At 37.9% G+C, this 12955-nt stretch carries 11 protein-coding genes; 1 reads left to right on the top strand and 10 read right to left on the bottom strand.

The genetic code is table 11. From position 1 onward, the window contains the following. Positions 1–62: 62 nt before the first annotated feature. The 10 genes from OM074_RS09410 to OM074_RS09365 form a co-directional block, all read right to left on the bottom strand. Positions 63–1400: a TolC family protein gene (locus tag OM074_RS09410; protein WP_301199210.1), complete on the bottom strand. Its 1338-nt coding sequence runs from the start codon at positions 1398–1400 to the stop codon at positions 63–65. A gap of 49 nt (positions 1401–1449) precedes the next feature. Beyond that, positions 1450–2532: an efflux RND transporter periplasmic adaptor subunit gene (locus OM074_RS09405; protein WP_301199209.1), complete on the bottom strand. Its 1083-nt coding sequence runs from the start codon at positions 2530–2532 to the stop codon at positions 1450–1452. 12 nt (positions 2533–2544) lie between these two features. Beyond that, positions 2545–3825, bottom strand: a complete 1281-nt coding sequence (locus OM074_RS09400) for an ABC transporter permease (protein ID WP_301199208.1) — start codon at positions 3823–3825, stop codon at positions 2545–2547. Between the two features lie 24 nt (positions 3826–3849). Continuing rightward, the gene (locus tag OM074_RS09395; protein WP_301199207.1) at positions 3850–5094 is read right to left on the bottom strand and encodes an ABC transporter permease; all 1245 of its coding nucleotides are present in this window, start codon (positions 5092–5094) and stop codon (positions 3850–3852) included. A 24-nt stretch (positions 5095–5118) separates the two neighbouring features. After that, entirely contained in the window at positions 5119–5835 is a 717-nt protein-coding gene (locus OM074_RS09390) for an ABC transporter ATP-binding protein (protein WP_301199206.1), read from the bottom strand. A gap of 704 nt (positions 5836–6539) precedes the next feature. After that, the gene (locus OM074_RS09385; protein ID WP_301199205.1) at positions 6540–7706 is read right to left on the bottom strand and encodes a hypothetical protein; all 1167 of its coding nucleotides are present in this window, start codon (positions 7704–7706) and stop codon (positions 6540–6542) included. After that, the gene (locus tag OM074_RS09380; RefSeq protein ID WP_301199204.1) at positions 7675–8358 is read right to left on the bottom strand and encodes an ABC transporter ATP-binding protein; all 684 of its coding nucleotides are present in this window, start codon (positions 8356–8358) and stop codon (positions 7675–7677) included. Before OM074_RS09380 ends, OM074_RS09385 begins: the two co-directional genes overlap by 32 nt. 18 nt (positions 8359–8376) lie before the next feature. Then, positions 8377–9591: an ABC transporter permease gene (locus OM074_RS09375; RefSeq protein WP_301199203.1), complete on the bottom strand. Its 1215-nt coding sequence runs from the start codon at positions 9589–9591 to the stop codon at positions 8377–8379. A 75-nt stretch (positions 9592–9666) separates the two neighbouring features. Beyond that, the gene (locus OM074_RS09370) at positions 9667–10884 is read right to left on the bottom strand and encodes an ABC transporter permease (protein WP_301199202.1); all 1218 of its coding nucleotides are present in this window, start codon (positions 10882–10884) and stop codon (positions 9667–9669) included. A gap of 5 nt (positions 10885–10889) precedes the next feature. Continuing rightward, the gene (locus OM074_RS09365; protein ID WP_301199201.1) at positions 10890–11663 is read right to left on the bottom strand and encodes an outer membrane lipoprotein-sorting protein; all 774 of its coding nucleotides are present in this window, start codon (positions 11661–11663) and stop codon (positions 10890–10892) included. 342 nt (positions 11664–12005) lie between these two features. Between OM074_RS09365 and rsgA the strand changes: the two genes are divergently transcribed. Continuing rightward, the gene (gene rsgA / locus OM074_RS09360) at positions 12006–12932 is read left to right on the top strand and encodes a ribosome small subunit-dependent GTPase A (RefSeq protein ID WP_301199200.1); all 927 of its coding nucleotides are present in this window, start codon (positions 12006–12008) and stop codon (positions 12930–12932) included. The last annotated feature ends 23 nt before the right edge of the window (positions 12933–12955 follow it).

Raw genomic sequence — 12955 nt, 5'->3', positions numbered from 1 at the left:
AAATAAAAATCGGCTGTTGTTATTCACAAACAGCCGAAACTCAATTACTAACTTATTAGTTATTACAGTTTTATTGGAACTCCTTTATAAAAATCAAGTATTTTATTCCTAAGAATATACTCGTACTTTGATTGCAACAGGTCTGACTGCGCCCTGATATAATCGGTTTTTGCCACATTATAATCAACCGAATTCACCAAACCCACACTAAACTTTTGCTCAGTATACCTAAACGATTCTTTGTAAGACTCTACAGCCTCATTACTCGAAAGATACTTATTATATGCCGCCATTGCATCGGCATACGCCTGTTGAATTTCTTTTCTTAAATCCAGTTTTTGTTGCTCCAGTGAATATTGGGCATCCATAACGCGTACCCTGGCACTCTTTACGTTGTTACGCGTTTGAAACTTATTAAAAACCGGAATCCTTAAAGTTGCACCAATGTAGGAGTTTTTGTTCGACTCAATCTGGTCACTAAAAGAGCGGTTGACATCTTCCGGATCATCTAAAAACCAGCTTGCCCTTGATCCCCAACTTCCATTCAAACTCAAACTGGGATAATATCCACTCTTTGCTATTTCCACATCATAATTTGAACTCTCCAACAGATGGTTTGCTCCCTTTATTTGCGGCATGATATCAACTGCGGCCTTGTAAACACTACCCGGCCTATCTAAAGATATTGCTTCCACCCCTGGTATTTCGGGCAATACAACATCAAAACCATCCACGTCCTCTAAGTCCAGCAACTGGGCAAGATTCAAAAGAGATAATGCCAAGCTATTTTGCTGCATAGTAACATTAAGGGCTTCTTTTGCGGCTTGCGACCTGATTTCGAGATAGCTCCCTTTTGCCTGACTTCCGGACTCCACTAATTTATTGGTCCTTTCTACCTGTTGCATTGTAACATCATATTGTTCCTGAGCCACTGCAAGTAATTCCTTGTCAAATAAAATCTGCAAATAATGTCCGGTAATTTGCAGTGCAATATCATTACGCAACTTTTCCGTTTGAGAAACGGCCGCTAATAAATTGGCATTATTTCGCTTAATGGTATTGTTTTGATTAAAGCCATTAAAAACATTCACCGAAGCCCCTACACCAATATTCATGCTTTGGATATCTACATTTACATTTGTTCCTAACTCCTGAATCCAGGTATATCCAAAACTATATCCCAACGAACTCTCTACGCTCATGCTCGGGAGTCGGTTTAGCTTACTCTGTTGCAACTCGCTTTTTTGGATACTTGTATTTAACTCTTGTCTCTTAATTGATATATTATTGTCAAAAGCATGATGAATACACTTTTCAAGGCTCCAAACCTCCTGAGCATACCCCTCCTGCATTCCTGTAGTTAGAAAAACCAGTAATATTGCCGCTATATTCTTTATCATTTGATTATTTTTTACATTTTGAATTGTGGATCAATAAAAACTCCTGCAATTATGACTTAGGTACTTTTATTTTATCATCTTTACTTAATCCTTCTTTCACTTCAATCTGGATTCCATCAGACAATCCTGTTTCAATTTCCCTTTTTTCGAATTGCTGGTCAGCAATTTCCACATCAACAAATGCCGAGTCATTACTAAACGTAATCAACTTTTCTTTGATCACATAAACACTGTCCCGTCTATCCAATACGATATCTGCAGTAGCACTATACCCTGAACGGATAAACTGACCTTCCTTAAGATTAACCGCTGCCTTAATTTCAAATTGTATGGCACCATTTTCCTCTACCCCTTTGGGAGCAATAAACTCAAGTTTAGCATTATATTTCTGTTCCTCAATAGCACCAATGGAAAGCTCCAGATCCATACCTTCCTTAATTTTTCCAACCTCTGTTTCATCTACCTTGCCTTTAAAAATCATATTTCCCATATCAGCTAAAATAGCTACAGTTGTTCCATCATTAAATGTATTACTCTTAATTACTGAGTTACCAACCTCAACCGGAACATCCAATACCATCCCATCGATTGTTGCCTTTATAATAGTATTTGTTTGAGCTCCCATTTTTCGGGTAACCCCCTCCTTAATCAACTGCAAGTTATTATCGGCTGCATTCATATCCTCCTTTGCATTTTCATAGGCCATTACCTCATCCAAATACTCTGATTCTGCTATAACGCCACCATCATACAGATCTTTTTTGCGCTTGTATTCTATTTCGGCATTTTTAAACCTGATTTTTGCCTTATTTAACTGACTCTCTGCATTATTAACCTGAACCATTTCAGGTATTATCTGCACTTTAGCAATTAACTCTCCTTTTTTTACTTCATCCCCTGCTTCAACATAAATTTCGGTAATAATACCAGACTCCTGTGGTTTAATTTCAATCTCTTTTCGAGGAATCACAGATCCTGTTGCAACAGTTTTCTTTACTATATCTGATATTTCCACCGATGCAGTTTCATAAACAACCGGATCTTTTTTTGACTGGTTGTACAAATAATATACTACCCAACCAAACAAAACTACTGTACTTATTCCTAATAATATTTTCAAAAACTTTTTCATTTCTTTGTGTATTTATTCGTGACGTAATGCTTCTATTGGTTTAATTCTAATGGCTTTCAATGCAGGAATAAGTCCTGCAACAAAACCTACAAACACAAGCATAGCTAATGATGCCAATGCTATAGGCAATCCAATTTCAGGATTTAAGAAGAAACTCTCTTCATCAGGAGGGGCCATGGCTCTGGACGCATCTACAGCCAGGTCGACCATATATAAAACAAAAGTTCCGAAGGCCAGGCCAATAAAGCCAGCTATGGTTGTTAAAAAAACCGACTCACTTAAAATTTGCCCGATAACTAACCTCGGACGAGCCCCAATAGCTCGTTGAATACCTATTTCTTTTGTTCTTTCTTTAACTATAATCAGCATGATATTACTGACACCTACAGCTCCGGCAATCAAGGTACCTAATCCTACAACCCAGATTAAAATATCAATGCCCAGGAATATATATCCCATGGTTTTAATTTCATTTTCAATATCCACTTTTCCTACAGCCTCTTCATCATCCGGGGAAAGCTTATGGTTTTCCTGAAGAATTACTTTTACATCCTCCATGATATCTTTGACCTTGGCTCCCTTTTTGGCCGTAATTCCAAAAAAATGCACATTATCACCATAGTTATAGGTTTGCTGCATTGAAGTAAAAGGCATGTATACCGTTTCCTTTTTGTTACTTCCGATATTGATATTTGGATTATTTGAACGGAATACGCCTACAACCATAAAATATACCCCATTTACACGAATATATTCTCCTACAGGATCCTCATCTTTATCAAACATCACTTCATACACTTTTTCACCAATGATGCAGACCTTTCTTTTCAGTCGGATATCCTCATCGTTAATATACCTGCCCCACACCATTGTGCAAGGATCAATCATCCGGTAAGAAGGGTAATCACCCATAACGTTAAAAGCTGCAGAACGCTTTCCTCTGACAATATTTTCACCATTGCGCAGATTCCAGCCACTTAAACGTGGCGAAATCACCTCCAGACCAGCAACCTCATCCTTTATCTCCTCAATATCCTTATTATTGATATTCCAGTGCCTGCCCCGTTTAAAACCTTCATAAGCCTTTGTTGTGGTTTCGGACCACATAAAGCCGCTATTGGTTGCAAAATCCTGTATGCCTGCCGTGATACCATTCTTCAGTCCATTTCCCGAACCCATCATTACAACAAGCATAAATATGGCCCAAAAAACCCCGAATGCAGTTAATGCACTTCGTAATTTATTTTTCTTTATGGCATTTAATATTTCCTGCCACCTGTCTCTATCAAACACGTTGTTGTTTTTTTAGGTTAATAATTATTCATCATGAAGAGCCTCAATGGGTCGGATAGATGATGCTTTTCTGGCAGGAATATATCCAGCAACCAGTCCGGCCACCACCAATATCAACAAGGCCCATAATGCAACATATAAATCTGCAGATGGATTCCAGAAGGCTCTTTCCACACCTCCTCCTGCTTGTTGTAACACCATGCTAACTACCGACAAAAGTCCCATTCCTGCTACCAAACCAAAGAAGCCTGCAAATGCAGTGATAAAAACCGATTCTGAAAGAACTAAACGAATGACAGAGAACGGTGTAGCTCCAATTGCTTTTCTGATTCCAATCTCCTTTGTTCGTTCCTTTACCAGGATAATCATAATATTGCTAACACCTACAATTCCTGCAATAATGGTCATTATCCCAATTATCCACACAAAAATTCGTATGCCGGTAAAAACACCTTGTGCTTGTTTAAAATGCTCCAAAGTATTCCATATTCCCAACGCCTGCTTGTCATCAGGAGACACTCTATGCCTTTGGGCCAGCAGCGTCCTGACTTCTTCTTCAATCCGCTTATTTTCAGCCACCGTAATAGCACTTGTGGCAATAGCCACTTCTCCCAACTTATTTACTCCATTAAACACCTTTTGGGCCGTGGTAAGCGGCAGGTATATTCTTTTACGTTCTTTGTCCTCTGGGTCTGTAAATATCCCCACTACTTTAAAAGGCACATCATTAACTTTAATGTACTTTCCTATAACATCTGTTTCGTCTTTAAACAGGGCTTTCTTAATTGGATTAGAAAGAATGGTTACTTTACGATGCTGATCAATATCGAGCTGATTGATATATCTCCCTTCTTCCTGATTCACAATCTGGATTTTATTGAATTCGGGCATAATGCCCTCGGTTCTAAAACTGCCAAACTCGTTTTTATAAGTTATCCGGGCTTCACCCCTGATAAAAAAGCGACCCGAAATATTATCAAAGTCATCGCCGAATTTCCTTTTTAATTCTTCAACATCCTGGTCTGTAAACTGAATCCTTCGCCCAGCTTTCAATCCATCATAAGCAACCTGGGTTCTGCGACTCCATATCCAAAGTGCATTTTTAGAGGTACCACTAAAGTTATTTTCCATACCGTTTTGCAAGCCTTTACCCGACCCCAAAAGCAATATTAACATAAAGATACCCCAGGCAACACTAAATCCGGTCATTATTGCCCTGAGTTTATTCTGTCGCAACGTAGATATTATCTCTTGTAAATAATCAAACATACTGTAATAATTGTGTATGGTTTACTAATTAACTACTGCAGTTGCCGGAGCCATTGAATTGATATGGTTTGGTTCAATCAGTCCGTCTTTTAATCGTATAATCCGCTGTGTCCTTTCAGCAATATCGTTCTCATGGGTTACAATAATTACAGTAATGCCAGAATCGTTAACGCTTTGCAATATATCCATCACTTCGTAAGATGTTTGCGTATCAAGGGCTCCGGTTGGCTCATCGGCCAGGATTATTTTTGGTTTTGATATTAACGACCTGGCTATGGCAACTCTTTGTTTCTGGCCACCGGACAGTTCACTTGGCAAATGCTCACTCCAATCTTTTAAACCAAGCCTGTCAAGGTACTCCATGGCCATCATATTTCTCTTTTTTCTGCTCACCCCTTGATAATAGAGTGGCAACGCAACATTTTCCATTGCATTTTTAAAGGAAATAAGATTAAATGACTGAAAAATAAAACCAATATACTGGTTTCTAAACTGGGCAGCTTTTCTTTCGTTCATTTGACGAATCAAAATATCGTTGAGCAGATATTCGCCCTGGTCATAGTTATCAAGAATACCTAAAATATTTAAAAGGGTTGACTTTCCTGATCCGGAAGAACCCATAATAGAAACCATTTCGCCTTCTTTAATGTCTACATCTATACCCTTGAGTACATGAAGAGAATTAGCTCCTGTTCGATAAGATTTATGCAAACCATTTACCTTGATTACACTTTTACTCACCTGACAAAGATTTAAAGTTAATAATGTGTTTATTGACAAGCCATTTTAATCAATCTCCATTCCAAAACACCCAACCACCTGTATATGTTTGCATTAACCCTATTTGCCAAATATAAAAAGTGTCCACTTTTGATATAATATTGTACGTGACCGTACACTAAAGTCATATCACATTACAAATTGCCACCTCCCAAACAAATTATGTACACAAACGCACACCCATCTCCATATCCTTCTGATTTACTACCAATTGAATAAACCAAAATATGTTCGGAATATAAACGAGCTATCGCCTAAGCGAATAAATACAATCCCGACGAAGTGTACAATTAAATCGCTTTTGACAATCCCCAATAGTCTGAAACCATTGACAAAAAAGTAAAAAATACGAAACTTATTGAAAACGAAAGAAATGTCAGGTTGAATTCTGTTTTTGGCAATGAATAATAAGTAAGCAATAATTTGTATAAATAGGAAATCATAAACTCTACCATAAAAGTGCCTATAACAACCATTATAACAAAGACGATAAATCTAACGCTAATCTTTAAGGGATCCATAATTACATTGAGCTTTATTAGTTATAGAAGCAAATATATGGATCAACAAAATAGTTCTCCTATTTTATAACGTGACAAAAGCGTGACAGGCTTGTGACAAAGGTGTGACGTTAACATTTTTGAGTCCATTACCTGACCAAATTGTTAAAAACACCACTTCAACCTTAGATAAATACCCAACGACTCATTTTCGCCTTCAAACGAAAAATATTGAGACACTGCACTAAAACTTAAATTATCATTTACCGAATAATCAACAGTAGGCCCCAAATAAAATTTATCAAAGGCAGGAAATCCAAATCCCATATATGACATAGATATATTTAACAGCGGATTCACAGGCCAACTTACCGACAACATATAAGAATGCTTGTCGATACTAAGGTTTTTAATTGATCTTTGGGCGTGGACTAAAGAAGTATAATCACCACTGTATCCGCCCTTATTCTCCATATAAAAATACTCTGTTGAGAGAAGCAACGAATTTTTCAACATATAATTGGCTCCTACAGCCAATAACAACTGGTTTTTACTATCCTCTTCCCTATCTATCAAATAGGAAGCTTCTCCATAGAAACCAGCACCCAAAATATCTCCTCCCCAACCGCAACCTACAATCCAGTCACTCTTTTCAATTATACCTGAAATCAACTGCACATCATACCCCAGCACCGTAGACCGATATAGGGCAGCTGCTGTAATATCATTATCCCTATTCACTTTTAGCACTGCTTCAAGATTTGAATTAACTCCTGTAAAATACTGCAACCTTAGCCCATCCATCCCAGGCCGCTCAACATAATCAAAATCAAAATACGAATACGAATTAAAAATATCATTAGGATTCCAAATCATCGTTTTGCTCCAATTCACTCTCTGCCTTCCTACCTTTGCCTGAAAATCACCACTTACATATTCAACCCATAGTCTGTCAATATTAGTATTAAGCAAATAATTACTCCTTGACTCCCAATTAAAGCTCAAATCAAGAAACCCTGGATCATTAGTCATTAAATGTTTAAAAATTGGCGTTGACTCAACTGTTTCGCCCCAGAACAACCTATTTCTGAAAGATATTTTTGAATTTAACTTATCATTAATCTGGTATCCCAAGTTTATCCTGTTATGCACCAAAAAATCAAAACTCGTTTTATCCTGACTTTTTACATATACCATAGATGGCATAACAGACACAAAACCAGAGAAATCAAGCTCTTCTTGTGCCATAACATTATCTGCACCCCAAACAACTAATAGTACTAAAACAAATATTTTATTTTTAACGGACTTCATCATTGATAACCTTACCATCCTCAAAAGTAATAACTCTTCGGGCCATTTTTACAACCCTGGCATCATGCGTTGCAAAAATAAACGTAATATTCTCCTTTTTATTTAACTGAAGCATTATATCAAGTAAATTTTCAGTTGACTTTGAATCCAGGTTAGCCGTGGGTTCGTCTGCCAACACAAATTTGGGTTTTGATGCCAAGGCCCTGGCTACAGCAACCCTTTGTTGCTGTCCTCCACTTAATTGCAATGGTCGTACATTTGCTTTATCGGGTATACCCACAGCTTCCAGCAACTCCCGGCTCCTGACAGCACGTTCTCTTTTGCTAATACCTTGGAGCTCCATTATAAATTCAATATTTTCAGAGGCCGTTAAAACAGGGATCAGGTTGTATGCCTGAAACACAAAGCCAATGTTTGTCAACCTGAACTTTGTCTTCTCTGCCGAGGATAATTGATCTATCCTGACGCCACCAATTTCAACACTACCTTCCGTTGGCAAATCAAGTCCCCCCAACAAATTCAGAAAAGTTGTCTTCCCAGCGCCAGAGGGAGCTACCAGTGCAGTAAATTCACCCTCATCAAAAGTAAGATCAACTCCGTTTAAGGCCTTTACAGGAATCTGTTTTTGACTATATACTTTATGTAAATTTTTAATCCGAATGATTGACATAGCTCTAAGATTTATAAATTAGACAGACTGCAACGCCTGTGAAGGGTTCAGTTTTAAGGCTTTTATTGCAGGATATACCGAAGCGACCAAACCTGTGAACAACACAAGTCCCACAACCCCGCTAACCATTTGAAAATTATATTGAGGATAAATAATGCTATCATACCCCATTTCCGCAAGACCTTCGGCCCACATGGAAAGGTTTATTCCGGATTTACCGGTCCAGTGAGTTGTAATTATTCCAGCTGCCACTCCAATCAACCCGCCAACCAAAGCAAGCATACTTGTTTCATATACAATCATCTGAAATATCTGATGTCGCTTCATTCCTATTGCCATTAACATACCGATCTCATGTACCCGTTCCATTACCACCATCAACATGGTGTTAACAACTCCAAAACCCAGAGCCATAAGAATAATCATAACAAAAACATACATATAAGCGTTCATGGTTTCGGTAATATACCCTAACTCGGGCGAGATCTCTCTCCAGGACTCAACCCGCAACCCCTTTGCAAATTGTTCGATTGAATTCCTGACTATATCCACCCGGGTAGGATCTGTACATCTTATTACTATTTGATGCGACATTCCTTTGGGAATTAAAAGAAGTTTCTGCAAATCAGCATCCCTCACAAACATATTGCCTCCATCGAATCCTGTATTATTAGTCTTAAAAATACCCGCAACCCGAAAAGCCCCACCTGTAAAATCACCATTGCAATCCTGAAAACGGACAATCAATTTTGAACGCAGTTTTAACTTTAATTCTTTGGCCAGCTCCTGACCAACAACAACAGGATGCCTCTTTACTCCAGAAAACCAGGCTCCTTCAACTAATTTTTCAGATACATCAACAACCAAAGAATCTTTTCCTGCATCAACACCCAGTACCTGAATGCCAACAGCTTTTTCTGCCGAAGCCACCATTGCCGACACAACCAACCTCCCCGAAGCACAAACAATGTCTCCTTGCCGTTCGAGATCCCTAATTAATGTATCACTCTCAAAAAACAAGTTAACATCCTCTGCCAGCTTAAAGCCGGGCTTTTGTATCTGGATATGCGAAGTTTCAGTTTCAATTCCTGATTTTAAACGTTGCATCATCCAACCATACATAAATGTTGTAGTAAAAACCCCGGCATACATACCTACAATAAGAGCAGCTATAACAATCCAACTCCTAAGCGGATTTCGCCAAATATTACGCCATGCAATTTTTAAAATCATAGACTATTATTTAATACCAGATACTAAACCCAAACACCATTTATATATTACCTGAATATGTTAAGCCAATCCACATTACCCTTTTAATGCATTTACACCACTCATTTTCATGATACGCACAAACGGAAAAACAGAAACAATTATTGTTATCAAAAAAACAGCAACCATTTGATTTATAAAAACACCTGCCTCCCATGAAAAAAACATATAAGGCTCAAAACCGAGGTCGGCCATCCATTCGGCCACCTTACCCGTTAGCGGAATTGGGTTATGATAAAAATAACCGACAACCGGCAAGCTGCCTAACAATCCTGAAACCACTCCCAGCATTCCCATAAAAAGAGTTTCATAAAAAACTGTAATTGCCAACTTATACTTTAGCATTCCAACCGCCATCATCACACCAAACTCCCTTCTTCGCTCAGTAACCATCATCATTACCGTACCCAGTATACCAAACATGATAACAATATAAAGCACCCCTTTCATTACCAAAGCAGAAGACCTGTCGCTTTCTATTTGCTGAATCATATTAGGAAACATCTCTACCCAACTTCTAATTTTATAAGGTTTAGAGATGTTGTTTTTCAAAACGGGCAACACTCTTTTCATTATCTTATTATCCTTTACAACCATTACATATGAAGTCAGCAATCTTTCTGCACCATAAAACTCCTGCGCCTTTTTTAGCTCCATATATACTAACCGCCTATTCAGGTTTGGATTTGGCAATTTAAACAAACCTCTTACGGGGTATTTGCCCGCAGCTGTAATACCATGATACCCCTGTCCGAACAAAACGACCGTATCCCCGACTCCCACCTGTAACTTTTCGGCCAACCGGAAACCTATCAACACCCCCTCATCATCACCAGACAGGAACGCTCCTTCAATAATTTTACCTGCAATTGAAGTCAATGCATTTTCTTTCTCCAGATGCACCCCCATAACCATGGCCCCTTTTGTATGTTCTCCACCAGACAGTAAAGCAAAACTCTCCAAACGGGGTATTATATAGTCAATACCATCAACTGCCATTACCTTATTTACAAGGGAATCACTTTCAAAAAAGGAATTATTGATGCTTTTATCTTCCCAGTAATCCTCATTATGAAGCTGAATATAACCGGAATAGAAATTGACAAGATTCGAAATCATGCTATTATACGAACCTTCTTGCATCGATCCCATCAGGGAACACAAAATAACTCCAAAAAACACAGAGGAAACCGTAATAAGTGTACGCTTCTTATTTCTCCATAAATTTCGCCAGGCAATAACAAACAACCTCATCCCCCCTATTTAATTCGTTTCATATTTTTAACCGAGAAAAAATCATCATCTAAAGGCATATCAAATTCTACATTAGTGAATTCCATGGTGGTTTTCTGTCCTTTTTTATCCTCAGGAACGATCTCAAAAAATGTTGGCATTACCCTATCTCCTATATTTTTGATTTTTGATAGTGATTCCGTATTTATTAAAAATCCATCCTCGTCATAATATTCATTCCTCAGGGTCATATATCCTTCTTGGGTAATCCAGCAAACAATCTTTCCCCATACTACTACTGCATCTTCCTTTGGGATCAATTCAATTATCCAACAATCATATCCATTTTTCTCTTCCTCTCCTATTATGTTGTGAATGTAATCCTCTACTATCGAAGCCCCTTTTACCAGGTCATCATTGGTCATATCCGAACCCATCCATGATTGCATCATCATGCTTGGAGGTATCTTGATCATTTTATCTATATCCGGAAGGTAGTTCCACATATCTTTTTGCCTTTTTAAAAACACTTGTCCTTTTTCTCTGGCCGGAAAAGTTATATAGATCATGGAATAATCAACACCTTTACTCCAACCTTTAAATTTCAGTGTCCGTTCCCATTTAGTCCTTACCACTTTCATTTCCATTTCAGTATAACTGGTCTTACCCCTAAGCAATTCATTTGCACGATCTATGATATCACGTGCTGTAACCTGTGCCACAAGAGCCCCTCCGCTGCAAGTCACAACAACAAATAACAATACACCCACTCTCCATCTTAAAGAAAAATTAAATTTCATCTCATTATAATTTTTATTTCCAAAGGTATTCGATGCCTGTCCGTGTGTGCAAACAGGGAACTCGCCTATAGTGCCATCCCTGGGAGAGAAAATTTTCTCATGGCTCGTTTCATTAGTTTAAACATTATTTATTTTGGCACTTTATCACCATAAAGCTACATTTTTTATCTTCCATTTTAGCACCAGGGCAAAAGGAATTGACCATTCTCTCAAATTTAGAAAGAAAAGCAACAAACAGGAAAATAATTTACTTTTTTAGAGAAAACTCTTGTAAACTGTCGTGTTTTTTTTACATTTTTATAGCCAATTTTCACAACACTCATCGAATAAATATTTTTAGACTTGAAAACAGGTATTGTATTTAAATCAACAGGAAGCCGCTACCTGGTTAAAACCCCTCAAGGGGAAGATGTTAATTGTACTATAAAAGGAAAGTTACGTTTAAACGACATTAAGAGCACCAATCCCATTGCTGTAGGCGATCAGGTTTCTTTTTCAATGGAGGAAAATGAGGGAATAGGTGTTATATGCGAAATAAAGGAAAGAAAAAACTATATTATCAGGAAGGCCTCAAACCTTTCTAAACAAACACACATTATTGCTTCAAACATTGATCAGGCTCTTTTACTGGTAACCATTAATTATCCCATAACCACCCCCGTGTTTATCGATCGCTTTTTGGCATCAGCCGAAGCATACAGGATACCTGTAAAAATAATATTCAACAAGGTAGACCGGTATGATCAAAAACACCTGTACGCCCTGAGCGAAATGCGCAGTATATACGAAAATATTGGTTACCAAACCTATACCATTTCAGCAAAAATGCATGATGACCTAAGTATAATAGTAGAACTTTTAAAAGATAAAGTAAGTGTTATCTCCGGCCATTCTGGTGTTGGAAAATCCACGTTGATCAACAGGATACAACCCGGTTTAAATTTAAAAGTTGCCGAAATTTCAGATATACACCAAAGCGGCAAACATACTACTACATTTGCCGAAATGCACCAACTCAATTTTGGCGGTTATATAATTGACACGCCAGGTATCAGAGGCTATGGATTAATAGATATTGAAAAAGAAGAATTATACCATTATTTTAAGGAGTTTTTTGAACACTCTCACAACTGCCAGTATAGCAACTGCACCCATACCCACGAACCGGGCTGTGCAGTAAAGCAGGCTGTTGAAGATGAAGCAATTGCTCTTTCCAGATATCAGAGTTACTTAAGTATTTTCGAAACCAAACAGGAGAAATACAGATAACTAATCTTCTGTGCTTTATTGCG

The organism is Plebeiibacterium marinum (genome assembly GCF_026013615.1).
GTDB classification, from domain to species: Bacteria; Bacteroidota; Bacteroidia; order Bacteroidales; family Marinilabiliaceae; genus Saccharicrinis; species Saccharicrinis marinus_A.
Note: the sequence above shows the minus strand (reverse complement) of the source record. Positions and strands in the feature narration are given on the sequence as shown.

Bases quoted from the DNA above. Each gene is read 5' to 3' on its own strand.
- OM074_RS09370 (WP_301199202.1), bottom strand. From the start codon at position 10,884: ATGAGGTTGTTTGTTATTGCCTGGCGAAATTTATGGAGAAATAAGAAG.
- OM074_RS09405 (WP_301199209.1), bottom strand. From the start codon at position 2,532: ATGAAAAAGTTTTTGAAAATATTATTAGGAATAAGTACAGTAGTTTTG.
- OM074_RS09410 (WP_301199210.1), bottom strand. From the start codon at position 1,400: ATGATAAAGAATATAGCGGCAATATTACTGGTTTTTCTAACTACAGGA.
- OM074_RS09385 (WP_301199205.1), bottom strand. From the start codon at position 7,706: ATGGTAAGGTTATCAATGATGAAGTCCGTTAAAAATAAAATATTTGTT.
- OM074_RS09375 (WP_301199203.1), bottom strand. From the start codon at position 9,591: ATGATTTTAAAAATTGCATGGCGTAATATTTGGCGAAATCCGCTTAGG.
- OM074_RS09395 (WP_301199207.1), bottom strand. From the start codon at position 5,094: ATGTTTGATTATTTACAAGAGATAATATCTACGTTGCGACAGAATAAA.
- OM074_RS09365 (WP_301199201.1), bottom strand. From the start codon at position 11,663: ATGAAATTTAATTTTTCTTTAAGATGGAGAGTGGGTGTATTGTTATTT.
- OM074_RS09380 (WP_301199204.1), bottom strand. From the start codon at position 8,358: ATGTCAATCATTCGGATTAAAAATTTACATAAAGTATATAGTCAAAAA.